This is a genomic window from Aeromicrobium camelliae (assembly GCF_003850045.1).
GTDB lineage: Bacteria > Actinomycetota > Actinomycetes > Propionibacteriales > Nocardioidaceae > Aeromicrobium > Aeromicrobium camelliae.
On record NZ_RQJX01000008.1, the window covers coordinates 64174 to 87883 of the forward strand.

Sequence of the window (23710 nt, forward strand, 5' to 3'; positions counted from 1 at the left end):
CCTTACTCGCCGCAGACGAGCCCGTCCTCGGGCACCGTGCCGTCGACGAGATACGCGTCGATCGCCTCATCGACGCACGCGTTGCCCATGCCGTAGCCGGTGTGACCGTCGCCCTCGCGGGTGACGAGCACGCCGGACTCCAACTGCGCCGCGAGCGCCTCCGACCACGCGTACGGCGTGGCCGGGTCGCGCGTCGTGCCGACGACGACGATCGGCGCGGCGCCCTCCGCCGTCACCGGCCCCTGCGGTGTGCTCGACTCGATCGGCCAGTCGGCGCACGCCAGCACGCCCCAACCGAGCGCTCCCCCGAAGATCGGCGACGCCTGGCGGAAGCGCGGGAGGACGTCACGTTCCAGCTCCTCCGGCGAGAGTTCGGGAGCGCCGTCGAGGCAGTTGACCGCGTAGATGACCTGACCCGAGTTGCTGATGAACTGGCCCTGGTTGTTGCGGTCGAAGTAGATGTCGGCGAGCTGCAGGAAGATCGACGGGTCGTCCTCCTGCAGCGCCGCCTCGAAGGCCGCGGTGAGGTAGGACCACGACTGCTGCGCGTAGAGCGTCACCGCCACGCCGTAGAACGCCAGCCCCTCGGTCAGCTCGCGGCCGCTCTCGGTGACCATCGGTTCCTGCTCCAGCCGCTGCATGAAGGCGGCGACAGTGTCGAGCGCCTCCTGCCGGGTCTCGCCGAGCACGCAGCCCTTGGCGACGCAATCGTCGATGTAGGACTCGAGCGCGAGCTGGAACCCCTGCGCCTGACCGAGGGACTGCTCGATCGAGTCGAGGCTGGGATCGAGACCTCCGTCGAGCACCATCCGCCCGACCTTCTCGGGGAACAGGTCGGCGTACGTGGCACCGAGCTGGGTGCCGTACGAGGCGCCGAACCAGTTGAGCTCGTCCTCGCCCAGCACGGCTCGCACGATGTCGTGGTCGCGGGCGACCTCTTCGGTCGACACGTGGGCGGCGAGGTCGCCGGAGTTAGCGGCGCACGCCTCGCCCATCTCGACGATCCCCTCGCGGACGGCGTCCACCTCATCGGGCGTCTCCGGATCGGGGTCGAGCGCGATGAACTCGCCGAAATCGGCGTCGTCGAGGCACTGCAACGGGGTGCTCTCGCCCACCCCGCGGGGGTCGACACCGACGACGTCGTAGCGCTCGCGGACCTCGCGGCCCAGCATCGAGCTGAGGTAGTCGGCGAACTCCTGCGCTGAGCCTCCCGGCCCTCCGGGGTTGACGAACAACGTGCTCTGCGCAGAGCCGGTGGCCGGCACCTTGCGCATGGCCAGCTCGACCGTCTCGCCGTCGGGATCGTCGTAGTCGACCGGCACCTCGACCGTGCCGCACTGCGCCCCGCCATCGCAGTCGCGCCACTCGACGCGCTGTGCGTAGAAGTCCTCAAGGCCCTCCGGGGCCTGCTCGCCGGTCGGCTCGGAACGAGTGGCCTCAGGGGCGTCGTCGCGCAGGAGGCTGGCGACGCCGAGGGCGGCGGCGATGGTCAGGGCGAGGGCGACGACGGCGACGCCCACCCCCACGGCGACGGAACGTTTCACGGCAGGAACCTCGTCATCATGTGTTCGACAGCGAGCAGGGGCGCGGCGTTGGCCTCGAGTGCCTCGCGACAGTGGACGACGGCATCGATCGCCTCCACGATCGACTCCGGGCTGCGGTCGCGCGCCATCGCCGCGACGTCGTCGGCGACGTCCGCATTGATCGGGTGCTGGCCCGCGCCCAACTGCACGGCCATCACGTCGCGCAGGAAGGAGAGCAGATCGAGGAGGACCCCGTCGATGCTGTCGCGCGCCATGCGCTTGCGACGGCGCTCCTGCTCCTTGGTGAGCGACGACAGCGCCCCGGCGTATCCCGCGGGCCGCTTGCCGCGGTCCTCGACCCCCCAGGAGGCCTTGAGATCAGCCTTCTCGCGCTCGTCGGCGACATCGCAGTAGGCGTTGGCGCGGGCGGTGGCCTCGTCGTCGATGCGCTTGGCCGCTCGCAGGCAGTCGCCCAGGGTGCGCAGCGAGTGCGGGAGTCCGAGGATGTCGGCGCGCCGGCGCCGGGCCTCAGGGTCGCGAGCCAGGCCCCGAGCGCGCCCGATGTGCCCTTGCGAGGCGGCCGCCGCCGCGCGTGCGTCGGCCTCGTCGATGCCGTCGCGCTCGACGAGCAGGCGAGTGATGGCCTCGACCGAGGGCGTGCGCAGGAGTACCGGCCGGCATCGCGAGCGGATCGTGGTGATGACGTCTTCGACGGCCGGGGCGCACAGCATCCAGACCGTGTACGGCGAGGGCTCCTCGACGGCCTTGAGCAGCGCGTTGGCCGCCTGGTCGGTCAACCGGTCGGCGTCCTCGACGACGATGACCTGCCAGCGGCCGACCGCCGGACGCAACGCGGCCGTGCGGACGATCTCGCGGGCCTCGGCGACGCCGATCGAGAGACCGTCGGTGTTGAGCACCGTGATGTCCGGATGGCTGCCGGCCCGCGCGGTGGTGCACGACTGGCACGTACCGCAACCGCCGCGTTCGCACTGCAGGGCAGCGGCGAACGCGACCGCCGCGTTGGACCGGCCAGAGCCGGGAGGACCGGTGAAGAGCCACGCGTGCGTCATGCCGCGCTCGCGCGTGCCGGCGGCCGAGGAGGCGGCATCGACGGCGTCGCGCAGCGAGGCGACGACGGTGTCCTGGCCGACCAGATCGGCCCAGACGCCCGAGAGCACGGCGGTCATGCGCTGACCTGCACCAGCCAGGGCGCGATGGCCTGCTGAATCGCGGCGTGGATGTCCTGAGGGTCCTGGTCGGCGGCGACCACCGCGTAGTGGCCCGGGTCGGCGGCGGCGAGCTCGACGAAGTGCTCGCGCACCCGGCGATGGAAATCCAGCGGCTCGCGCTCGATGCGATCGGGCGCACCCGCGCGCTTCAGCCCGAGGACGGGGTCGATGTCGAGGACGACGGTGAGGTGGGGCCGCAGACCGGATGTGGCCCACCGCGCGATGGGTTCGAGCTCAACGGCTCGCAGCGCTCGGCCGGCGCCTTGATACGCCAACGTGGAATCGACGTAGCGGTCGGTGATGACCACCTTGCCCTCAGCCAGAGCCGGGAGCACCACGTGATCGACGTGCTCGGCCTTGTCGGCGATGTACATGAGCGCCTCGGCCCGAGGCGAGAGGTCGCCGGTCGCGGGATCGAGGACGATGTCGCGCAGGCGCTGCCCCACGGCGGTGCCGCCCGGCTCGCGGGTGAGCACGACCGCGTGGCCGTGTTCTTCGAGCCATGCCGCGAGCAGCCGCGCCTGGGTGGATTTGCCGGACCCCTCGCCGCCTTCGAACGCGATGAACACACCGGTCTCGGTGTAGAGCGAGGCCTCCATGACAGCGAGCCTAATGGGGCCCGCCCACGAAGGCCCCGCTCAGGGCATCCGGTTGTGGAGAACGGTCAGTCGTCGTCACCGAGCAGGAAGGCGTACGAGAAGCCGGCGATCGCCGCACCGATGAGCGGCGCCAGGATGAAGACCCACACCTGGCTGAGCGGTTCCGCCCCGGCGAACCAGGCGACGCCGAGCGACCGCGCGGGGTTCACCGAGGTGTTGCTGATCGGGATGCTGATGAGGTGGATGAGGGTCAGCGCCAGGCCGATGACGAGGCCGGAGAAACCGACCGCCGCACGCTTGGCCGAGGCACCGAGGATGACGAAGAGGAAGAAGGCGGTCAGGAGGACCTCCGCGACGATCACCGACGTGAGGTTGTACCCCGCCGGGGAATGATCGCCATAGCCGTTCGTCGCGAAGCCGTCCGCAGTCGTGAAACCGCTGACGCCCGAGGCGATGAGCAGCAGCACGGCCCCGGCGATCGTCGCGCCGATGAGCTGCGCGACGACGTACCCCGGCAGCTCCTTCCACGCGAAGCGACGCGCGACGGCGAGGCCGACGGACACGGCAGGATTGAAGTGGCCGCCGGAGACGGGACCGAAGGCGTAGGCCCCCGTGAGCACGGTGAGACCGAACGCCAGCGCGACACCGACGAAGCCGACGTATTCGCCGGCGAAGATCGCAGTGCCGCAGCCCCCCAAGACGAGCCAGAAAGTACCGAGTGCCTCAGCGCCGAGCTTCTGCGCGGTGCTGTGAACCGGAGTGAGTTCTGGCATGACACGAGAGTAGGTCCGCGTCCCGGACTCACCCGGTATTGACGCACCGCGGCATCTGCGGCGCGTCAGGACTTCTTGGCGGTCGACTTCGTGGCGCTCTTCTTCGCCGTCGACTTCTTCGTGGCGCTCTTCTTCGCCGTCGACTTCTTGGCCGTCTTCTTGGCGCCCTTCTTCGCCGGGCCCTTGGCCCGCCGCTCCGCCAGCAGCTCGACCGCCCGCTCGTGGGTGAGCGTCTCGATGTCGTCGTCCTTGCGCAGCGTCGCGTTGTACTCGCCGTCAGTCACGTAGGGACCGAACCGGCCGTCCTTCGCGACGATCGGCTTACCGCTGACCGGGTCCTCGCCGAGCTCCTTGAGCGGGGGCTTGGCGGCGCGGCGACCGAAGGTCTTCGGCTGCGCATAGATCGCCCGCGCCTGCTCCTCGGTGAGCGTGAACAGCTGCTCCTCCGACTCCAGCGACCGCGAATCCGTGCCCTTCTTGAGGTAGGGACCGTAGCGGCCGTTCTGCGCCGTGATCTCCATGCCGTCGGTGTCCGTGCCGACGATCCGGGGAAGGGTCAACAGCTGGACGGCGTCCTCGAGCGTGACGGTGTCGAGGCTCATGGAATTGAACAGGCTCGCGGTGCGCGGCTTCTGGCTCTTCGGCGCGTCCTCGGGCAGCACCTCGGTCACGTACGGGCCGTAGCGACCGTTCTTGACGACGATCGGGAGCCCGGTCTCGGGGTGCGTGCCGAGCTCGCGCTCCGCACCGGCCGGGTTGGCCAGCAGCTCCTTGGCCTTCTCGAGCGTCAGCTCGTCCGGCGGCAGGTCCTCGGGCACGTTCGCCCGCGTGGGCTGCTCCGTGCCGTCCTTGCCGGTGACCATGGGCGGGCCCTCGAGGTAGGGGCCGTACCGGCCCACCCGCAGATGGATGTCCTCGCCGATCTCGAACGTGGCGATCTCGCGCGCGTCGATGTCGGGCAGGTTGTCCACGAGCCGCTTGAGACCCGTGTTGCCTTCGCCCTCGCCGGCCCAGAAGCTCTGGAGCACCGCGACGCGGTCCTCGCGGCCGTGGGAGACCTCGTCGAGGACGTCCTCGAGCTCGGCGGTGAAGTCGTACTGGATGAGGCGGCCGAAGTGGCGCTCCATGAGCCGGACGACGCTGAACGCGATCCACGCCGGCACCAGCGCCGTGCCCTTCTTGTACACGTATCCGCGGTTCTGGATCGTGTTGACGATCGACGCGTACGTCGACGGACGACCGATCTCGCGATCCTCCAGCTCCTTGATGAGGCTGGCCTCGGTGTACCGCGCCGGAGGCTTGGTCTGGTGACCTGCGGCCTCGAGCTCGGCGGCGGTGACGTGCTCGCCCTCGGCGAGGACCGGCAGCTTGGTCTGCTGGTCGTCGTCGGCGGCGTCGGGGTCCTCACTCGACTCGACGTACGCCTTGAGGAAGCCGTAGAAGGTGATGGTGCGCCCGCTCGTCGCGAACTCGACATCTTCGCCGCTGGCCGCCTCCGCGCCGATGCGGATGCTGACCTGCTCGCCCTTCGCGTCAGCCATCTGGGAGGCGACGGTGCGCTTCCAGATCAGCTCGTACAGCCGCAGTTCGTCGCCGGAGAGGCCCGTCTGCCGCGGCGTGCGGAACGACTCGCCGGCCGGGCGAATCGCCTCGTGCGCCTCCTGCGCGTTCTTGACCTTGCCGGTGTAGACGCGCGGCTTGTCAGGCAGGTAGGACGCGCCGTACAGCTCCTTGACCTGCGCACGGGCCGCGGCGATGGCGGTCTGCGAGAGCGTCACGGAGTCCGTACGCATGTAGGTGATGAAGCCGCCCTCGTAGAGGCGCTGCGCGACCGACATGGTGCGCTGGGCACCGAAGCCGAACTTGCGGGAGGCCTCCTGCTGCAACGTCGTGGTGCGGAAGGGCGCGTACGGCCGGCGGGTGTACGGCTTGGACTCGACCGAACGGACCGTGAAGTCGCGGCCCTCGAGCGATGCGGCGAGCGCACGCGCCTTCTCCTCGTCGAGATGCGCGACGTCGCCCTTGCCCTTGAGCCGGCCCTCGTTGTCGAAGTGCGAGCCGTTGGCGACGCGCTTGCCGTCGAGCGCGGCGAGCTTGGCGCCGAACGTCCGCGGCTCGTGTCCCTCACCGGCGTCGAAGGTGGCCTCGAGATCCCAGTAGGAGGCGGCGGTGAACGCCATGCGCTCGCGCTCGCGCTCCACGACGAGGCGCGTGGCCACCGACTGCACACGGCCCGCGGAGAGGCCGCTCATGACCTTCTTCCACAGGACGGGGCTGACCTCGTACCCGTAGAGCCGGTCGAGGATGCGCCGAGTCTCCTGCGCGTCGACGAGATCCATGTCGACATCGCGCGGGTTGGCGATCGCGCGCTGGATCGCCTCCTTGGTGATCTCGTTGAAGACGATGCGCTTGACCGGGACCTTGGGCTTGAGCTCGTCGAGCAGGTGCCAGGCGATCGCCTCGCCCTCGCGGTCCTCATCGGTCGCCAGGACGAGTTCGTCGGCGTCCTTCAGCAGCTTCTTGAGCTTCGTGATCTGCGACTTCTTGTCCGCCGACACCACGTAGACGGGTTCGAAACCGTTCTCGATGTCGACGCCGAGCCGGGCCCACGCCTTGCCCTTGTGCTTGTCGGGCACCTGGTCGGCACCACGCGGGAGATCGCGGATGTGCCCCACAGAGGAGTCCACGACGTAGTCGTCGCCGAGGTACGCCTGAATGCTGCGCACCTTGTTCGGCGACTCGACGATGACGAGCTTGGCCACGACCCACTTCCTGACTGATCCCGAGAATGGTGGGAACGCAGCACACCGTAGCGTGCCCTGTCAACCCTCCACGGCGCAGCATGCGCCCGGTGAACAGCATGTCAGTGCCGCGTGCCAAGATCCATTCGTGAGGCTCGGGGTCTATCGAGACCTGTTACGGATCCCGCGGGTCGGCATGTTGTTCGTCGCCGCGTTCTTCTCGCGTATCCCCATGATGGCGCTGCCCCTCGTCTTCACCCTGTACGTGGTGGAGGGGCTCGATCGCACCTACGCCGAAGCGGGGATCATCGCCGCGTGCGAGACGATCGGCGCCGCCGTCGGTTCGCCGTGGCGCGGCAAGCTCATCGACCGTTTCGGGGTCCGCCGCGCGCTCATCCCCTCGCTCGTCGCCGTCGTGCTGCTGTATCCGCTCGTCCCGTTCGTGGGCTTCTGGGGGCTCGTCCCCGTCGCCTTCCTGGCCGGCGTGTTCCTCATCCCGGTCCAGACGATCGCACGGCTCGCGCTCGGCATCCTCGCGCCGATCGAGCAGCGGCGCACCGCCTTCGCGGCCGACACCGTGGTCGGCGAGGCGGCGTTCATCATCGGTCCGGCGATCGGCGGCGTGCTCGTCGTCCAGGCGAGCCCGGTCATCGCGCTGCTCCTGGTCGGTGCGTGCACGGTCCTGGCCGGCCTCATCTTCTTCGCCATGGACCCGCCCACGCGCTCTGCCACCCCGGACGAGGTCACGCCCGAGGCCGGGGAGCCGGTGGCACCCATGCGCTGGATGTCGCCGACCATCGGGTACCTGTTCGCGCTGTCGGCGGGCACGATGTTCGCGCTCATGGCCACCGATCTCGGCATCATCGCCGCCCTGCGCGAGATCGACGCGGTCGGCCTGGTGGGTGTCGTCTACTTCGGCTGGGGCGCGGCCTCGTTGCTGGGCGGCCTCATCTACGGGGCGCAGAGCCGCTCGATCCGGCCCACCTATCTCCTCCTCGCGATGGGCCTGCTCACCGTCCCCATCGGACTGGCCGACTCGGTGCTCGTGCTCGCGATCGCCTCGATCCCTGCGGGCTTCTTGTGCGCGCCTTCGCTCGCGGCGGCGACCGAGTGGATCACCCACCTCGTCGACGAACGCAACCGCGGAGTGGCGATGGGCTGGCAGGGCACCGCATTCACCGTCGGGGGCGCGTCAGCCGCCCCGCTCATCGGCTGGTCGATCGACCACTTCGGAGCGGCCGGCGGCTTCGCGCTCGGCGGCGGGATCGCGGTGGTCATCGCGCTTGTCGCGCTGGTCGGCCAGCGGTTCGGCAGCAGCGAGGTCGTCCGCTCGCTGGACTGAGGGCGCGTTCGCGCTCACTCAGGGAACGAGGAAGCCGTCGGCGACGAGTTCACGCACGACGGGTGCGTACGTGGCGCGCAGCTGTTCGCGGTCCTGCCCCAGGAGCGTGGCGAGCGCATCGAGGATCTGCCCCGGCGTCAGGTCGCCGTCGCTGGTGCCCAGCAGTCCGGCCTCGACCGTGTCCACCTGCGCGACCCGCCGCGGGCCGCGGTCCAGGTGCACCGTGATCGTCGCCGGGTCCGTCGCACCGACCGGCCCGTGCGTCACCTGTCGGGCATCCGGGGCCAGGCGCCAGCGTCGGTTCAGCACGTCGTCGGTCTCCGCCAGGGCGTCGACCCGGCGACCCCAGTCGAGGACGGCCGCGCCCATCGGCTGCCCGACCTCGCCGGTCCACTCCTCGATGCGCACGACGGGCGACGCGCGCTCGGCCTTGCGCAAGGAGATCCAGCCGAAGCCCATGGCCTCGATCCGCTGCTCGTCGAACCAGGAGAGCCAGCGGTCGTAGCGCTCCGCGTAGTCCGGGGCGCCGCGAAGGCCGGCGTCCGCGAGCCACATCTCGGCATAGGTGGCCAGATCTGCGGCTTCACGCTGCACGACCCAGGCGTCGAGACCGGTCGGTTCGATCCACGAGGCCAGGCGCTCCTGCCACGGCTCCCCTGCCCGGTGCACCCAGGCAGCGAGCACCTGGCACCAACCGCCGGGCGCGAGATGATCCGCGGCCCCGGCCACCACGCGCCGCACGACGTCGTCCGCGGGGAACTCCGTTTCGCGGTACACCAGACGAGCGCCGTCCGGCGGTGAGACGACGAACGGCGGGTTCGTCGCGATGAGATCGAACTGCTCCCCGGCGACGGGTTCGTAGAGGCTGCCCTCGCGGACGTCGAAGTCTCGGCCGTTGAGCCGGGCCGTGAACTGCGCCATCTGGAGGGCCCGCGGGTTGACGTCGGTCGCGACGACCTGCCGGGCATGCGTCGACAGGTGCAGCGCCTGCACACCGCAGCCCGTGCCCAGATCGAGGACTCGACCGACATCGGCGCGCACGGTCAGCTGGGCCAGGGACGACGACGCCTCGCTGATGCCGAGAACATAGGACGGGTCCATCGCGCTGGCTCGACCGTCCAGCCCAGGGGTCAGGTCCGCGACGACCCACCAGTCGTGGCCCTCATCGCCGTAGGGGCGAATGTCGACCGCGGCGCGGACGTCGTCGCCCTCGCGCACCAGGACCCCCGCCGCGATGAGCGGATCGTCGAGGTCGCCGAAGACGGCATAGACGGCGGAAGCCGGCACCGGGATCTGCAACTGGAACAGCCGGATCAGCGTGGAGAGCCGACTGCCGTCGCTCGTCGCCCGCCGCGCGGGGACGGTCTCGTTGCGCGCCAGCGCGTACCAGGCATCGTCGCCGAGCACACCGTGCACGGCGTCGACCGTGAAGCCAGTGAGTCGTTCGCGCAGGCCCGCGACCTGCGCGTCGTCAAGAAGCTGCGGGGCGAAACTCACGCGGAGTCGGCGTTGGCGAGCGCCTCGTACGACTCGTGAAGCCCGAAGACCTTGTCGAGCCCGGTGATGCTGAAGATCCGCAGCAGCCGGTCGCTCGTGCAGATGATGTCGAGGGACCCGCCGTCGGCGCGCACCCGCTTCAGGGCGCCGACGAGGACGCCGAGACCGGTGGAGTCGAGGAACGCCACGTTCTCGATATCGATCACCAACCGCGTATGGCCTGCGTCGATGGCCGCTACGACGGCCTCCCGGAACTTGGGCGCCGTGTAGACGTCGATTTCGCCCTCCACCTCGATGATGTGATGGGGCGCTGCAGTGCGTTCAGTGAGCGAGAGCTCCATGGTGTCCCTTCTCCTCCTCGCAGACCTGGTTATTCAACCACGTGAGGTGCCACGACGCACCGCCGTCCCTCGACATGACCAGCCATGCGTCAGACTCGATGTCGTGGATACTGTCGCACCGTCGCTCCTGGAACGCCGGGCCGAACGTATCCTCCACCGCGTCGACGAGCCCGCCCGCGAGGCGGTGGTCGAGCCGTGGCCCGCCTGGATCGGTCCCGAGGTCCGGGAGCACTTCGCCGCCGAGGGCGCGGAGGTGCTGTGGGCGCATCAGGCCGAGGCGCTGCGCCATCTCGAACGCGGTGAGCATGTCGTCGTCGCGACGGGCACCGCGTCGGGCAAGTCCCTCGTCTTCACCGCGCCCGCGATGCAGGTGCTGAGCGAGGGCCGCGACGGGCGCGCGCTCGCCGGTCACAAACGCCCCACGGTGCTGTATCTCTCGCCGACCAAGGCTCTCGCCGCTGATCAATGCCGTCGGCTGCCATCGGACTGGCCCGGGCTGCGCGCCGCCACCGTCGACGGCGACAACTCCCGCGAAGCGCGAGCCTGGGCTCGCGATCACGCGACGTACGTGCTGACCAACCCCGACACCCTCCACCACACCCTGCTGCCCGGACATGCGCGGTGGGCGCGGTTCTGGTCGGGGCTGACGTACGTCGTGATCGACGAATGCCACCACTACCGCGGGGTGTTCGGCGCCCACGTCGCGCAGGTGCTGCGCCGGTTGCGTCGCGTCTGCGCGCACTACGGCGCCTCGCCGCAATTCATCGCCTTGTCGGCGACCGTCAGCGATCCTCAGGTCGCGGCGGGCAGGCTCACCGGCGTGGAGCTGGCGGCGGTCACCGAGGACGCCTCACCACGTGGTCCGCGCACCACCGTGTTCTGGGAACCGCCGTTGCTGCCCGGGCGCGACGACGGCCCCGGGACGACCCGCCGGTCCGCCACCACCGAGGCCGCCGAGGTGGTCACCGACCTCGTCGTCGACGCGACCCGGACGTTGTGCTTCGTCCGCTCGCGCCGGGGCGCCGAGCAACTCGCCACGGTGGCGCAGGAGCGGCTCGACGAGATCGATCCCGGCCTCCGCGGGCGGGTGGCGACCTACCGCGGCGGATATCTACCGGAGGAACGCCGGGAACTGGAGAACCGGCTGCGCTCGGGTGACCTGCTCGCCCTCGCGAGCACGAATGCTCTGGAGTTGGGCATCGACGTCGCCGGACTCGACGCGGTGGTGAGCGTCGGATTCCCGGGCACCCGGGCGGGGCTCGTGCAGCAGTTCGGGCGGGCCGGTCGCGGCGGTGTCGATCACGCGAGTCTGAACGTGCTCGTCGCCCGCGACGAGCCGATCGACACCTACCTCGTGCATCATCCCGACGCGGTGCTCGGCGCTCCTGTCGAGGCGACGGTCTTCGATCCGGACAATCCCTACGTGCTCGGGCCGCACCTCGCGGCGGCCGCGCAGGAGCTCCCTCTCACGGAGTCCGACCTCGACCTCTTCGGAGAACGCGCGGCCGACGGCGTGGCTGCTCTCGAGGCGGCCGGGATGCTTCGCCGCCGTGCCGCCGGGTGGTTCTGGACCAGCCGGGAACGGGCGTCGCAGCTCGCCGATCTTCGCTCCGCCGGTGGCACGCCGGTGCAGATCGTCGACGCAGACACGGGCCGGCTGGTGGGAACCGTGGACGCCGCGGCGGCCGATGGAGAGGTGCACGAAGGTGCGGTCTACGTCCATCAGGGCGACATGTTCACGGTGGAGGAGTACGACCTCGAGCACGGCATCGCGGTGGTGCGCCGCGGCGACGCCCCCTACTCGACGAGTGCTCGTTCCACCACGACGGTGACCATCTCGCAGGCCCGCGACGAACGCCCTCAGGGACCGGCCCGGCTGAGCTTCGGTGACGTCGAGGTGACGCATCAAGTCACCTCGTACGCGAAGCGGGACCGGCAGTCCGGCCGCATCCTCGGCGAGGAACCGGTCGAGTTGCCCGAGCGCACGTTGCCGACCACGGCGGTGTGGTGGACGCTCGCCTCCGACACCGTGTCGGAAGTGCTGGAGCCCGAGCAGATCCCCGGCGCGGCGCACGCCGCCGAGCACGCCGCGATCGGCCTGCTCCCGCTGCTCGCCACGTGTGACCGGTGGGACCTCGGAGGGCTGTCGACGGCGTTACACCCGCAGACCGGCGAGTTGACGGTGTTCGTCTACGACGGCCACCCCGGCGGTGCCGGGTTTGCGGAGCGAGGCTTCGCGATCGCCGATCAGTGGCTCACGGTGACGCGTGACGCCATCGCCGCCTGCGAGTGCCGCGACGGCTGCCCTTCGTGCGTCGTCTCGCCCAAGTGCGGGAACGGCAATCAGCCTCTCGACAAGGCCGGCGCCATCCGACTGCTCGACGCGCTGCTGCGTCACCTCACGGCTCCAGATAACTGACGGGCGCGGCACGCGCCCGCTGCTCGACCGCCCAGCGTCCACCCCACCAGCGCGGACTCTCCGCGCGCGCGGTCACCGTGGCGACGTCGGCGTCCATGCGACAGGCGGTCAGGGCGACCCCGTTCTCCTCCGCGACGTCGCGCGCCGCCTCGCAGCCGTCGTCACCCTCGGTGCTCGCTTGGCTGCCGGCGAGCGCGGCGAGGTCAGCCCCGGCGCTCGCCTCGTGCCGGAGCCCGATGAGTTGGGCGAGTTGCAGGCCCACCACACCGAGCAGCACGAGGACCGCTCCGATGACCACCGCCGTGACGGTCGCGACTCCGCGTTCGGCTCTCATTCGATTCGCCCCACCGCCACCGCGCTGACCGTCGTGCCGATGCCGCCGAAGAGCGGCAGCTGCGCGGGGGTGTGGACCTCCACCCGGACGCGCTCCCCCTCCACGTCGATCTCGACCCGCGAGTTCTCGGCCGCGACGTCCCGCGCGGTAGCCGTCGCGGAGCCCTCAGATTCACCGCGGGCGATGGCCCGTGCCGCCTCTCGCGCCGCGTCCGTGGCGCGGGACTGCGCCACCCCCAACGAGGCGAGCCACACCGCCCCCGCGAGCGCAGCGGCCACGAAGGGAGCCACGACCGCAGTCTCCGCCGTGACCATCGCTCGTTCGCGCCTCACCACGGCCAGAGACTCTCGATCGCTCGGGAGAAGACCTGGGGAAGCGTCATGAAGTCGCCGGGCTCCATCGTGAACATGGACGTGAGCACCTGCTCGAAGACGGCGTGCACCCAGGTCAGGATCGGGTTCCCCGGGCCGATGAGGACCGCGGCGATCGTGGCGGCACCCAGCGTGCCCACCGCGTACTCGGCCGTGGACATCCCCTTCTCCGCACGCGTGCGGAACGGCTCTCGATACATCGAACACCTCCGGAAAGGGGCCGGCGGCGCACCGGAGCACGCCACCGGCCGGCGGGTCAGAACGGCAGCAGACCGGGGATCTTCTCGATGAGCCCGGTGACGAGATCGCCGAACCAGTCGCTCTGGCCGATCTTCACGAGCACACCGCCGATGGTGCAGGCGCCGAGCGTGCCGACGGTGTACTCGGCGGTGGACATGCCGCGCTCTCGAGCACGACGACGAAGACGGACGACCATGGGAACCTCCAGGGGAGTCGGAAACACTGACACCGGAACATCACGCCGGGTGGCTGTCGTCGGCGAAGGAACTCCGGAGCTGTGGACGGAGGTCGAGGTGTGCACGGTTCACCACGAGATGCTCGTGAAGGCCCCGACGAGCGCGGGCACGATGCCGACGAGGAAGAAGGCCGGCAGGAAGCACACCCCCAGCGGAGCGGCCGTGCGCACACCGACCCGGCGCGCGGCATCGCGACGAGAGGCCTGGCGATCGCGGTGCAGCTCACGTGCGGTGTCGTCGAGCACCGCGACGATGGGCACGCCGCTGGTGGCGGCTCGCTGAAGCGCCCGGACCAAAGGGGCGAGCGGGCTGCCGCCGCCCGCGTCGACTGCATCGGCGGAGACCAGCAGACTGCGCGCCACTGACTCCAGCTGGGGTCCGAGGGGCGGTGGCATCGCCTCAGCCACCAGGGCGATGGCTCGTTGGACCGGGACCCCGCCCGCCACAGCCGCCGCCGTGAGGTCGACGGCTAACGGCAACTGCTCAGCGGCGAGTCGCCGTTCACGGCGACGCGAGGCCGGTTCCAACCGATCGACGGCTCGAGCGACGACGGGCGCGACCACACCACCGAGAATCCCTCCCCATACTCCGGCCAACGCGAAACCGAGGAACGGAGCCAGCACACCCGCGATCATGGGAAGTGGGAGCTTCCGCGCGCGCCGTTTCGGACTGCGTAATGCCCGCCATCGGCCGGCGGCCCCACCGGGGACTGCCGTATACGCGGCGGCGGCCGCACAGACCAGCGCCACGACCGTCATGCGGCGCCCCGCTCCGCTCCGTCGGCGATGCGGTCGATCCACCACACGCCCAGGCAGGCGAGCGCGACACCGACCGCGACGACGCCCGCGACGAGCAGATTGTCGAGGATCAGGTGCACCGGATCGCCGCCCAGCCCCGACCCGAGCAGGAGACCGAAGACCGGCAACGTGGCCATGAGCACGGCGGTCGCTCGGGCGGGAGCGACACCTGCCTCGACTTCCCGCCGCACGTCCCGCTCCTCGCGCTCGGTGACGGTGAGGCGGTCGAGCACCGCGGCCAACGGTGCGCCGCTCGTCTCGGCGACCTTCCACGCCGCGGACAGTCGTGCCAGGGCGCTGCCGCCCTCGCCGCGGCTCTGGTGATGCAGGGCCCCGGGAACGTCACCGCCCAGCCGGGCCGCGTGGGCGACGGGGAGCAGCATCGGGAACTCGCGAGCCACCTGTGCGAGCGCCGTGGGAGCGGGAAGTCCGGCACGCAAGGCGGCAGCGAGAACGAGGACCAGCTCGCACACCTCGGCCTCCCGGCGCGCGGCTGCAGCACGGCGTCGGGCGCGGCGCCACCGGCGCAACGCGAACACCGCGACCCCGGTCCCCACCCCGGCGACGAGTAGGAGTGCGGGGCGCATGGAGACCGCGACGGCACCGGCCACCGGTCCGAGCGCCACGATCGCACCGCCGGCAAGCCGCGTGCGCGGCAGCTGCACGGTCCGGTGCAACCGCGTCGCCACGACCCAGCCGGGTGACGGCTTCCAGGCGAGGACGGCGAGCCCGACGCCGACCGCAGCGAGGACCGTCATGAGGCCTCGTCGAGCGCGTCCCGCAACCCGGCAAGCCCCGGCCCTTCGACATCGCTTCCGTCGCCGGTGCGCGTGAGTGCGGGCGCGACCCGCGCCCAACCGTCGGCATCGGGATGCAGGACCGCGATCTGCTGGACGACCCGCTGCCCGCCGAGGAGCGGGTCTCGGGCGACGTGCACGACCACCCGCACCCCCGCCACGACCTGGCTGTGAACCGCCGAGCGGCTCAGGCCGGCCGCGACGCCGAGTGCCTCGAGCCGGGCCGGAAGCGAGCCCGGAGAGTTGGCGTGCACGGTGCCGCATCCGCCCTCATGACCGGTGTTCAGCGCAGCGAGCAGGTCCACGACCTCCGCGCCGCGCACCTCACCCACGACCAGCCGGTCCGGCCGCATCCGCAGTGCTTGGCGCACGAGGTCGCGGACGGTGACCAGGCCCGCACCCTCGACGTTGGCGGGACGAGCCTCCAGCCCCACGACGTGGGAGTGGTGGGGACGCAGTTCGCTCGCGTCCTCGACGAGCACAATGCGCTCGTCGCCGGGAACCTCGCCCAGCAGCGCGGCGAGGACAGTGGTTTTACCCGTCCCGGTGCCCCCGGTGACCACGAAGGCGACCCGCGCGGCGACGAGCTGGCGGAGGGTGTCGGCGAATCGAGCGGATACCGAGCCCGCCGTCCGGAGGTCGTCGAGCGAGAACCGACGACGCGCCGGGACGCGCAACGAGATCGTGGTACCGGGACGCGCGAGCGGAGCCAGCACCGCGTGGACGCGCGTGCCATCGGGCAGCCTGGCGTCGACCCAGGGGCTGGCGTCGTCGAGTCGCCGTCCAGCGTGCGCCGCCAGGCGCTGCGCCAGCCGGCGCACCTCGCTCTCGTCGCTGAAGGTGATCGACTGCCGCTCCACCCCCTGCCCGCGATCGATGAACACGTCGGACGCGCCGTTCACCAGGACGTCGGTGACCCCGGGGATCTGCAACAGGGGCGCCAGCACGCCCGCACCGTGCGTCTCGTCGCGGAGCCGGTCCACGATCGCGAGGACGTGCTGAGTGCCGAGGAGCCGATGGTCGGCCTGGAGCGCCGCAGCAACCGTCGCAGGAGTCGGCTCGTCACCACGTTCGGTGAGGCGTCGGCGGACCTGGTCGATCAGGGCTGTGTCCATCCCCGTCACGCCTCGATCCCGACCGCGTCGAGGACTTTGCCGGCGACCGCACGCACCATGCGCGAGCGCATCGGGCCACGTCCGCGTTCGACGTCCTGCCCGAGCGCCTTCGTGGGCCGGATCCTCGCCAAGACGGGCAGGCCCAGACCGCGTTCGACCTGCCCGGGCCCGAGACCTCCGCTCACGGCACGGCTGATGACGAGCAGGCGGTCGCTGCGCCCCTCCAGTTCGGCCACGATCCGCTCAGCAGCGGCGAGCCCGGTGACGTGCTCGGGGACGACCAGCACGGCGGCCAACGAGCGGGACAGCAGATCGGCGCCGAGTCCCGGTAACCCGAGGGTGTGGCGCGGCAGATCCCCGACGACGAGATCGAAGCCTCGCTGCGCAGCGGTGAGCACGGGCCCGGGATCGAGAGACGCCCGGCCCGACCGGCCGAATGACAGCACGCGCGCTCCGCTGTGCGGTAACGCCTCGGACAGCGAGCGGGCGGCGACGTGCCCGTCGGTCAGGGTGATCTCGTCCCACCGGAGGCCCTCGCGGTGCTCGAAGCCGGCCACGAGATCGAGACCGGGGCCGTCCGGGTCGCCGTCGACGGCCAGCGCGCTGGCGCCGCGACGGTGCGCCAACTGCGCACACGCCACCACGAGGGTGGACGCCCCGACGCCGCCGCTCGCTCCCACGACCGCGAGGACGCAGGCCTCGCCGCGCCCGTCGACGGCGCGGGTCAGCGCACCGGTGACCGCGTCGTCCTCGTGCCGTTCCCACACTCCGACCGCACCGAGGGCGAGCGCGTCGGCCCAGACCGCCGCGTCCGGCGACTCGGCGAGGACGAGCACGTGGTCACGCCGTGGCACAGCCAGCGACCGCACCCACGCGAGTGCCGCAGCATCGACGATGACCGCCTCGGAACGTCGCCACGAGCGGTGCAGCGCATCGGGACCGTGGACGATGTCGACGTGGGCCTGCACGGCGGCGCCCCAGCGCTGGCCGCGCTCGGCGATGTCCGCCTGCTCGGTGACCACAGCGATCGATGACATGACGCCACCGTGGCGGCGCCGGGCACGTGAGCGCTAGGGGCGAGGGCGCTGCTGTGGACAGGTGCGGAGCGCGACATTCTGTGGACGACGCGCGCGAACCGGCGCGGTACGTCGGGGCCAGCCATTACGCTGACCTCATGGGGCGCGCGGCAGCCTTCTTCGACCTGGACAAGACGATCATCGCCAGGTCCAGCACTCTTGCGTTCAGCCGTCCGCTGTTCGCCGAGGGCCTGCTCACCCGGCGCGCAGTATTGCGCAGCGCGTACGCCCAATTCGTGTTCGCCTCCAGCGGTGCCGACCACGAGCAGATGGAGGCCATGCGCTCCTACCTGACGAGCATGGTCGCCGGCTGGGACGTCGAGACGGTTCGCCAGGTGGTCTCCGAGACCCTGCACGACATCATCGACCCGATCGTCTACGCCGAGGCCGTCGAACTCATCGAGTCGCACCACGCTGCCGGTCGCGACGTCGTCATCGTCTCCGCGTCCGGCAGCGAGGTCGTCGAACCCATCGGCGCGATGCTCGGCGTGGACCGCGTCATCGCGACGCAGCTCGAGATCGAGGACGGCCGGTACACCGGAGAGATCCTCGAGTACGCCTACGGGCCGGGGAAAGCGCGCCTGATCCGCGAACTCGCCCAGACCGAGGGCTACGACCTCGACGCGAGCTTCGCCTACTCCGACTCCGAGACCGACATCGCGATGCTCGAGACCGTCGGTCACCCGTTCGCGGTCAACCCCGACAAGGTGCTGCGGCAGCGCGCGGAGGCCGAGGGGTGGCCCGTGCTCACGTTCGCCCGGCCCGTGGCCTTGCAGAATCCGCTGGCTCTCAGTACTCCGACCGGCAAGGCCATGGCTGCGGTGGGCGCGGCGGCATCGGTCTCTCTGGTCGGTGCCGCGATCGCGGGGATACTGTCCCGCCGCCGCAACTTGTGATTCAGGTCACACTCGGGCATGCTGGAGTCAGCACCACTCCGAGCACCCGGAACCCGGTACCCACGCGGCGATCAACCCGTGCACAGGGAAATCGTCTCGGGATACCCGCATCGCGGCCCCGCGGCGATGATTTGACGGAAGCACGCCTGGTAGCCAGGTTTCCGGGTCGGCGGCGTCACTCTCTACGCGAGGGCGGCGCCGCCACTTCTGTCACGCCACCTCCGGATCACCGCGCGAGCGGCGAGGCTTCGGCGGCGCGGGTCGCTGCCTCTGCCGCGTGCAGCAGCCACTGGTGCACGCCCGTCTCCTCGCGTCCGTAGCCCTTCAATGCGGCGAAGTACGCGGGCGCGTCTCCCACATGGCCCGCCTCCGGCACCGTGACCGAGGCAGGATCAACCCCCTTCGCGACCCACACGAGCCGCTCGGCCGCGCGCGCCACCACGCCGTTGTGCGACACGAACGCGCCGGCGTCGGCGATCTCGGCGTGCACGAGTGCGGCGACGACGAGCGCCGGCGCCCGGGTGGGCGTCGCGAGCATCCGGGCGAGGGCGGTCAGGCGGGCCACGCCGTCGGGGTTGATCGGCCGGCCGAGGTCCTCGTCGGGGACGCTCCCGGCAGCGGCGATCGCATGGAGCCGGGCAAGCGCCTGCACCGGCGACCGCTGCCACGTCGGCAGCAGGCCGAGCAGCTCGGTCGACAGCCGCACCGCGCCTCGAGCCGTCGCGTCACCTTCGCCCGCGGACAGCTCATCGACGGAGTAGGACGATCCCTCGAGCGAGGCCGTGGCCCACGCCCCGAGCAGGAGCGCACGGGCTGTGTCCTCGGGTGTGCTGCGGCGCAGACCACGGTCGCGGAGCACCGCGTCGATGCCGTCACGAGCGGCGTTGAACGCCGAGGGGACGCCTTCGAGCGAGGCCGCAGCGATGAACGGATCGGACACGCCCGAAGCGTACCTTCCGGGTCTCCCGAGCCCCGATACGCTCGCAGGGTGAACGATGTCGTCCCCGTGGCCCGGGCCATGAAATGGCTGGTCGGTGACCGGCTCGCCCTCGTGCTGCACATCGGCGACGGGCCGCTCGCCTACGAGCTGGCCGACCAGGGGCACGACGTCACGATCGTCGGCGATGACGTCACCACGATCCGCCACCGGCACATCGCCTATGTCCGCTCGCAAGGCGACTACCTGCCGTTCCGCTCCCGCAGCTTCGACGCCGTCGTCGCCCCCGAGCTCAATGACGAGGTGGCCGCCCTGGCCGAGTACGCCCGCGTGCTGGTCGACGACGGACTCCTCTCCACGATGGCCCGCCGCTACGACGACTCCATCCCATGGATGCGCAAGCTCCGCACCATCACGGGCGACCGCTCCGGATCGATCGCACCGGTCGACACCTTCACCGCCTCCGGACTCTTCCATCCGCCAGAGAGCCAGGAGTTCAACGCCTGGCAGGAGCTCGACTTCCCCACCCTCATGCGGTTCGCCGAGTCGACCAAGCACCCGACCGTGCCGGGCTCGGCACTGAGCGCGGTGCACGACCTGTGGCGGGAGTACGGCGAGCAGACCGGGTCGCTTCGCCTGCGGCACGAGACCCAGTGCCTGCGCGCCCGCGTGGACAAGTCCCAGCTGGCCGCCGAGCCGGAGCCGCCGGACACGGTGCTCATCGACTTCCACTGAGCCGATGGCCGACCTCCTGTTGCTCGCGGCACTCCTGCTCGCCGTCGTCGTCACGGCGCTGCTGCTGCGCTGGTGGCTGCTGGGACGCCGGACGGGGCTCGGCTCCCCGGAGGAACGCGCGACGTACGCGACGCTCCACACCGCCTCGCTCGCGGCGCCGGCGCTCCGCGGCGGACTCACCGCCGACACCGCGAGCCGCGCCCTCCCCTACCTTCGCTCGCTGCTCGGCGCACGCACCGTCGGTCTCACCGACTCGCACGGCCCGCTCGCGTGGACGGGTGGCGACGCGTGGGACCAGGCCGGATCGGTCGTGGCGGACGTGCTCGACAGCGGCCGTCCCCAGGCGTCCGGGCATGTCATCGTCGCGCCGCTGACCGTGGAGGACCGCGTCGTCGGCACGATCGTCGCGGTCGACGACGCTCCGTCGGCCGGGCTTGCACGTACCGCGACCGAGGTCGCCCGTTGGGTGTCGAGCCAGCTGGAGCTCGCCGAACTCGACGCCTCGCGCACGGCCCTCATGGAGGCCGAGCTGCGCGCGCTGCGTGCCCAGATCTCACCGCACTTCATCTACAACTCGCTCGGCGCGATCGCCTCGTTCGTGCGCACGGATCCCGAGCGTGCCCGTGAACTTCTGCTCGAGTTCGCCGACTTCACCCGGTACTCGTTCCGTCAGCACGGCGAATTCACGACGCTCGCGGAGGAACTGCGGTCGATCGAGCGCTACCTCGTGCTCGAGAAGGCCCGCTTCGGCGATCGGCTTCGCGTCGTCACCCGAGTGGCGCCGGAAGTCCTGAACGTGACGGTGCCGTTCTTGTCGGTGCAGCCGCTGGTGGAGAACGCCGTGCGGCATGGGCTGGAGAAGAAGGACGGCACCGGCACCATCACCGTCGTCGCCGAGGACGCCGGCGCCGAATGCGTCATCACGATCGAGGACGACGGCGTCGGCTCGGACCCCGACACCGTGCGCGACGCGCTCTCAGGGCGGACCGGCTCGCCCTCAGTCGGACTGGCCAATGTCGACGAGCGACTGCGCACCGTCTACGGCAACGATCACGGCATCGTCGTCGAGACCGGCGTCGGCCTCGGCACCAAAGTGACCGTGCGTGTGCCGAAGTTCGCGCCCGGCGTCGAGTGAGCCCGAACTCGCGGCTTCCGTGCGGCTTCGGCACGTAGACTCGTCAGGTGAAGTTCCTCAACGGTCAGCTGCCGACGCACGATCTGACGTACAGCGACGTCTTCATGGTGCCGAGCCGGTCCGACGTCACCAGCCGCTTCGACGTCGACCTCTCCGCGACCGACGGCACCGGCACGACGCTGCCGCTCGTCGTGTCCAACATGACGGCGATCTCCGGGCGCCGCATGGCCGAGACCGTGGCGCGCCGCGGGGGCATCGCGATCCTTCCGCAGGACATCCCCGTCGATGTCGTCGCCTCGACCGTCGCCCAGGTCAAGGGCGCGCATCCGGTCTTCGACACTCCGGTCACGGTCGATCCCACGATGACGATCGGTGAGGCGCTCAACCTCATTCCCAAGCGCGCCCACGGCGGTGCGGTGGTCGTCGACGGCGACAAGCTCGTCGGGGTCGTCACCCCGCGCGACGGCGCCGAGATCGACCGGTTCGCCCAGGTGCGCGAGGTCATGCGCACCGACGTGTTCACCGTGGAGGCGGGGCGCGATCCGCGCGAGTACTTCAACGATCTCTCCGCCCAGCACGTGCCGTTCGCGCCGGTGCTCGACGGCGGTCGACTCGTCGGCGTCATCACCCGCAAGGGTGCGTTGCGCTCGACGATCTACACACCCGCGCTGGACCCGGAAGGCCGGCTCGTCGTCGGTGCGGCGGTCGGCATCAACGGCGACGTCCGCGGCAAGGCGCAGTCCCTCGTCGAGCTCGGCATCGACGTGCTCGTCGTCGACACGGCGCACGGCCACCAGGACAAGATGCTCGAAGCGCTGCGAGTGGTGCGCGAGGTGCGCGACGGACACGCGGAGGCCACCGGGCGGCGCATCCCGATCGCGGCCGGCAACGTCGTCTCGGCCGCCGGCACGCGCGAACTCGTCGAGGCCGGCGCGGACATCGTCAAGGTCGGCGTCGGCCCGGGCGCGATGTGCACGACGCGCATGATGACCGGTGTGGGACGCCCGCAGTTCTCGGCCGTGCTGGAGTGCGCCGAGGAGGCCGCTGCGCTCGGCGCGAGCGTGTGGGCCGACGGCGGCGTACGGTTCCCGCGCGACGTCGCGCTCGCCCTCGCCGCAGGCGCCGGCAGCGTCATGATCGGCTCGTGGTTCGCCGGCACGCATGAGAGCCCCGGCGACCTCAACATCGCCTCCGACGGTCGCGCCTACAAGGAGTCGTTCGGCATGGCGTCGTCACGCGCCGTCGCCAACCGCACGCGCGATGCCGCCGGTTTCGAGAAGGCGCGCATGGCGCTGTTCGAGGAGGGCATCTCGACCTCGCGCATGTACCTGGATCCGGAACGTCCCGGCGTCGAGGACCTCATCGACCAGATCACCGCCGGTGTGCGCTCGAGCTTCACGTACGCCGGAGCTCGCGACCTCTCGCAGTTCCGCGAGCGCGCCATCGTCGGCATCCAGTCCACCGCCGGTTACGACGAGGGACGCCCGCTCCACGCCAGCTGGTGACCCGGGCCGGGCGGTGAGTTAGCGTCCGATTTTTCCGGCCACCGGTGATCTAGCGTCCATTTCGGGGCACTGAACGGACGCTGAGTCACCGCCGCTGTCGAGTCGCACTGCGGACAGGACGGAAAAGCGAGTTCCACAGGGCGCCGAAGACAGGAGCGGGTCCGTCGTAACCTCGCTCGCGCAGCAGGTGGTGCACGCGCGTGACGAGCGCGCGAGGACGCGCCGCCATCGACGCCGTGATCTGCACGTACGCGAGCGACAGCGCCCGAAATTGGGAGTAGCGCTCGATGTCGCGAGCGAACTGACCGGTGTCGAACGCATGCTGACGGCCCTCGTACTCCAGCGCGAGCCACCAGGCGCGGTACAGCAGGTCGACGATGCCGACGAGCTGGTCGCCGTCGTACACGGGAGCGTTCGGCTCGGGGCTGGGAAGTCCGGCGAAGACCAGATACGCGCGTACCTCTGACTCCTTCGGCGAGGCACTCCGCGCGTCGAGCCACGGCACGACACGCGTCGCTTGCGCGGCTCCCGGGCGCCAGGATTGCTCACGCGCAAGCCAGACCACCTCCTCGATCGTCATCAGCTCGCGCTGCAAGAGCCAATCGCCGACGACGATGAGGTCGACCAACCGTTCGGTTGCGCACGCCTGAATGAACGCGGCGGCGGGGGTGACCCCGATGTCATCGACCGGCGGCATGACCTCCGTGCGATGGAGGAACACCTTCGGAAGGTCGAGGTGAAGGTCTCCCGCCACCGTGAAGTGGAACGGTGCCGAAGACCCGAGCTCGAGCCCGAGGTAATGGATGCGGCTGAGGTGACTCAGCTTCGCCCGCTCCGGAAGTGCGAGGCGAGCCGCGTCGAGCCAATGCCGGTGCGTGAGGGGTTGATCGGCGACGGCCCAGACGCGCGGTAGAAGCCGGACGAAACGCTTGCCACGCAACATCTTCTCGGTGACGCCGAGTTCTCGAGCCTGTTCCACAGTGAACGGGCCGCTCATGAGAGCCTCCGGAATCGGTCGAGTCATGCCCTCAGTGAGCACCGGAAGGCTCACCCTCTCCACCCCTGCTCGCGC

The 23710-nt window shown here is 70.7% G+C and carries 23 protein-coding genes; 6 read left to right on the forward strand and 17 right to left on the reverse strand.

The genetic code is table 11. The annotated features are described in order from the left end of the window. Positions 1-2: 2 nt before the first annotated feature. The 5 genes from EHW97_RS07575 to topA all read right to left on the reverse strand — a co-directional run bounded on the left by EHW97_RS07575 (position 3) and on the right by topA (position 6886). The gene (locus tag EHW97_RS07575; RefSeq protein WP_124236563.1) at positions 3-1544 is read right to left on the reverse strand and encodes an alpha/beta hydrolase; all 1542 of its coding nucleotides are present in this window, start codon (positions 1542-1544) and stop codon (positions 3-5) included. Further along, on the reverse strand, positions 1541-2710 hold the full coding sequence (locus tag EHW97_RS07580) for a DNA polymerase III subunit delta' (RefSeq protein WP_124236564.1): 1170 nt from the start codon (positions 2708-2710) through the stop codon (positions 1541-1543). Before EHW97_RS07580 ends, EHW97_RS07575 begins: the two co-directional genes overlap by 4 nt. Then, positions 2707-3351, reverse strand: coding sequence for a dTMP kinase (gene tmk / locus EHW97_RS07585; protein ID WP_124236565.1), 645 nt, complete (start codon positions 3349-3351; stop codon positions 2707-2709). The genes EHW97_RS07580 and tmk overlap by 4 nt, the downstream gene beginning before the upstream one ends. 65 nt (positions 3352-3416) lie before the next feature. Continuing rightward, positions 3417-4124 carry an aquaporin Z gene (aqpZ, locus tag EHW97_RS07590; RefSeq protein WP_124236566.1) on the reverse strand — a complete coding sequence of 236 codons (708 nt, stop codon included), beginning with the start codon at positions 4122-4124 and terminating at the stop codon, positions 3417-3419. A gap of 65 nt (positions 4125-4189) precedes the next feature. Next, positions 4190-6886 carry a type I DNA topoisomerase gene (gene topA, locus EHW97_RS07595; protein WP_124236567.1) on the reverse strand — a complete coding sequence of 899 codons (2697 nt, stop codon included), beginning with the start codon at positions 6884-6886 and terminating at the stop codon, positions 4190-4192. 127 nt (positions 6887-7013) lie between these two features. Between topA and EHW97_RS07600 the strand changes: the two genes are divergently transcribed. Then, positions 7014-8207, forward strand: coding sequence for an MFS transporter (locus tag EHW97_RS07600; RefSeq protein WP_166367433.1), 1194 nt, complete (start codon positions 7014-7016; stop codon positions 8205-8207). 18 nt (positions 8208-8225) lie between these two features. Here the strand turns inward: EHW97_RS07600 and EHW97_RS07605 are convergent, their stop codons facing one another. Further along, the gene (locus EHW97_RS07605; protein ID WP_166367434.1) at positions 8226-9704 is read right to left on the reverse strand and encodes a DUF7059 domain-containing protein; all 1479 of its coding nucleotides are present in this window, start codon (positions 9702-9704) and stop codon (positions 8226-8228) included. Further along, positions 9701-10045 (reverse strand): STAS domain-containing protein, encoded by a 345-nt coding sequence (locus EHW97_RS07610; protein WP_124236569.1) that lies wholly within the window; start codon positions 10043-10045, stop codon positions 9701-9703. The genes EHW97_RS07605 and EHW97_RS07610 overlap by 4 nt, the downstream gene beginning before the upstream one ends. Before the next feature lie 103 nt (positions 10046-10148). Here EHW97_RS07610 and EHW97_RS07615 point away from each other — a divergent pair, with 103 nt between their 5' ends. Next, a complete protein-coding gene (locus tag EHW97_RS07615; protein ID WP_243696342.1) occupies positions 10149-12464 on the forward strand; it encodes a DEAD/DEAH box helicase in 2316 nt (771 codons plus the stop codon). On the opposite strand, the gene EHW97_RS07620 is transcribed toward EHW97_RS07615, so the two are convergent. The 8 genes from EHW97_RS07620 to ssd all read right to left on the reverse strand — a co-directional run bounded on the left by EHW97_RS07620 (position 12445) and on the right by ssd (position 17391). Next, positions 12445-12798 carry an Rv3654c family TadE-like protein gene (locus tag EHW97_RS07620; RefSeq protein ID WP_124236571.1) on the reverse strand — a complete coding sequence of 118 codons (354 nt, stop codon included), beginning with the start codon at positions 12796-12798 and terminating at the stop codon, positions 12445-12447. The genes EHW97_RS07615 and EHW97_RS07620 overlap by 20 nt on opposite strands. Then, a complete protein-coding gene (locus tag EHW97_RS07625; RefSeq protein ID WP_124236627.1) occupies positions 12795-13112 on the reverse strand; it encodes a TadE family type IV pilus minor pilin in 318 nt (105 codons plus the stop codon). The genes EHW97_RS07620 and EHW97_RS07625 overlap by 4 nt, the downstream gene beginning before the upstream one ends. A 14-nt stretch (positions 13113-13126) precedes the next feature. Further along, complete coding sequence (locus tag EHW97_RS07630) at positions 13127-13369, reverse strand: DUF4244 domain-containing protein (protein WP_124236572.1); 243 nt, start codon at positions 13367-13369, stop codon at positions 13127-13129. A gap of 56 nt (positions 13370-13425) precedes the next feature. After that, positions 13426-13605: a DUF4244 domain-containing protein gene (locus EHW97_RS07635; protein WP_124236573.1), complete on the reverse strand. Its 180-nt coding sequence runs from the start codon at positions 13603-13605 to the stop codon at positions 13426-13428. 108 nt (positions 13606-13713) lie between these two features. Continuing rightward, a complete protein-coding gene (locus tag EHW97_RS07640; RefSeq protein WP_166367436.1) occupies positions 13714-14280 on the reverse strand; it encodes a type II secretion system F family protein in 567 nt (188 codons plus the stop codon). A gap of 119 nt (positions 14281-14399) precedes the next feature. Continuing rightward, positions 14400-15200, reverse strand: coding sequence for a type II secretion system F family protein (locus tag EHW97_RS07645; protein WP_124236575.1), 801 nt, complete (start codon positions 15198-15200; stop codon positions 14400-14402). Then, on the reverse strand, positions 15197-16354 hold the full coding sequence (locus EHW97_RS07650) for a TadA family conjugal transfer-associated ATPase (RefSeq protein WP_124236576.1): 1158 nt from the start codon (positions 16352-16354) through the stop codon (positions 15197-15199). The genes EHW97_RS07645 and EHW97_RS07650 overlap by 4 nt, the downstream gene beginning before the upstream one ends. A gap of 5 nt (positions 16355-16359) precedes the next feature. Next, complete coding sequence (gene ssd / locus EHW97_RS07655) at positions 16360-17391, reverse strand: septum site-determining protein Ssd (protein ID WP_124236577.1); 1032 nt, start codon at positions 17389-17391, stop codon at positions 16360-16362. Positions 17392-17528: 137 nt separating this feature from the next. Between ssd and EHW97_RS07660 the strand changes: the two genes are divergently transcribed. Then, positions 17529-18326 carry an HAD family hydrolase gene (locus EHW97_RS07660; RefSeq protein ID WP_124236578.1) on the forward strand — a complete coding sequence of 266 codons (798 nt, stop codon included), beginning with the start codon at positions 17529-17531 and terminating at the stop codon, positions 18324-18326. Positions 18327-18552: 226 nt separating this feature from the next. Here EHW97_RS07660 and EHW97_RS07665 read toward each other — a convergent pair whose 3' ends face one another. Then, on the reverse strand, positions 18553-19266 hold the full coding sequence (locus EHW97_RS07665) for a Fic family protein (protein WP_124236579.1): 714 nt from the start codon (positions 19264-19266) through the stop codon (positions 18553-18555). 48 nt (positions 19267-19314) lie between these two features. Here EHW97_RS07665 and EHW97_RS07670 point away from each other — a divergent pair, with 48 nt between their 5' ends. Genes EHW97_RS07670 through EHW97_RS07680 form a run of 3 tightly spaced genes read left to right on the forward strand, consistent with a single transcriptional unit; the run spans position 19315 to position 22638 of the window. Continuing rightward, positions 19315-19998 carry a methyltransferase domain-containing protein gene (locus tag EHW97_RS07670; protein WP_124236580.1) on the forward strand — a complete coding sequence of 228 codons (684 nt, stop codon included), beginning with the start codon at positions 19315-19317 and terminating at the stop codon, positions 19996-19998. 4 nt (positions 19999-20002) lie between these two features. Next, a complete protein-coding gene (locus tag EHW97_RS07675; RefSeq protein WP_124236581.1) occupies positions 20003-21133 on the forward strand; it encodes a sensor histidine kinase in 1131 nt (376 codons plus the stop codon). Positions 21134-21180: 47 nt separating this feature from the next. Beyond that, positions 21181-22638: a GuaB1 family IMP dehydrogenase-related protein gene (locus tag EHW97_RS07680; protein ID WP_124236582.1), complete on the forward strand. Its 1458-nt coding sequence runs from the start codon at positions 21181-21183 to the stop codon at positions 22636-22638. Positions 22639-22723: 85 nt separating this feature from the next. On the opposite strand, the gene EHW97_RS07685 is transcribed toward EHW97_RS07680, so the two are convergent. Next, complete coding sequence (locus EHW97_RS07685; protein ID WP_124236583.1) at positions 22724-23662, reverse strand: hypothetical protein; 939 nt, start codon at positions 23660-23662, stop codon at positions 22724-22726. Positions 23663-23710 lie beyond the last annotated feature (48 nt).

Coding starts and splice junctions, on each gene's coding strand:
- EHW97_RS07645 (WP_124236575.1), bottom strand. CDS start 15,200: ATGACGGTCCTCGCTGCGGTCGGCGTCGGGCTCGCCGTCCTCGCCTGG.
- EHW97_RS07660 (WP_124236578.1), top strand. CDS start 17,529: ATGGGGCGCGCGGCAGCCTTCTTCGACCTGGACAAGACGATCATCGCC.
- EHW97_RS07620 (WP_124236571.1), bottom strand. CDS start 12,798: ATGAGAGCCGAACGCGGAGTCGCGACCGTCACGGCGGTGGTCATCGGA.
- EHW97_RS07625 (WP_124236627.1), bottom strand. CDS start 13,112: ATGGTCACGGCGGAGACTGCGGTCGTGGCTCCCTTCGTGGCCGCTGCG.
- EHW97_RS07675 (WP_124236581.1), top strand. CDS start 20,003: ATGGCCGACCTCCTGTTGCTCGCGGCACTCCTGCTCGCCGTCGTCGTC.
- aqpZ (WP_124236566.1), bottom strand. CDS start 4,124: ATGCCAGAACTCACTCCGGTTCACAGCACCGCGCAGAAGCTCGGCGCT.
- EHW97_RS07610 (WP_124236569.1), bottom strand. CDS start 10,045: ATGGAGCTCTCGCTCACTGAACGCACTGCAGCGCCCCATCACATCATC.
- ssd (WP_124236577.1), bottom strand. CDS start 17,391: ATGTCATCGATCGCTGTGGTCACCGAGCAGGCGGACATCGCCGAGCGC.
- EHW97_RS07650 (WP_124236576.1), bottom strand. CDS start 16,354: ATGGACACAGCCCTGATCGACCAGGTCCGCCGACGCCTCACCGAACGT.
- EHW97_RS07640 (WP_166367436.1), bottom strand. CDS start 14,280: ATGATCGCGGGTGTGCTGGCTCCGTTCCTCGGTTTCGCGTTGGCCGGA.
- EHW97_RS07635 (WP_124236573.1), bottom strand. CDS start 13,605: ATGGTCGTCCGTCTTCGTCGTCGTGCTCGAGAGCGCGGCATGTCCACC.
- EHW97_RS07685 (WP_124236583.1), bottom strand. CDS start 23,662: ATGACTCGACCGATTCCGGAGGCTCTCATGAGCGGCCCGTTCACTGTG.
- EHW97_RS07630 (WP_124236572.1), bottom strand. CDS start 13,369: ATGTATCGAGAGCCGTTCCGCACGCGTGCGGAGAAGGGGATGTCCACG.
- EHW97_RS07580 (WP_124236564.1), bottom strand. CDS start 2,710: ATGACCGCCGTGCTCTCGGGCGTCTGGGCCGATCTGGTCGGCCAGGAC.
- tmk (WP_124236565.1), bottom strand. CDS start 3,351: ATGGAGGCCTCGCTCTACACCGAGACCGGTGTGTTCATCGCGTTCGAA.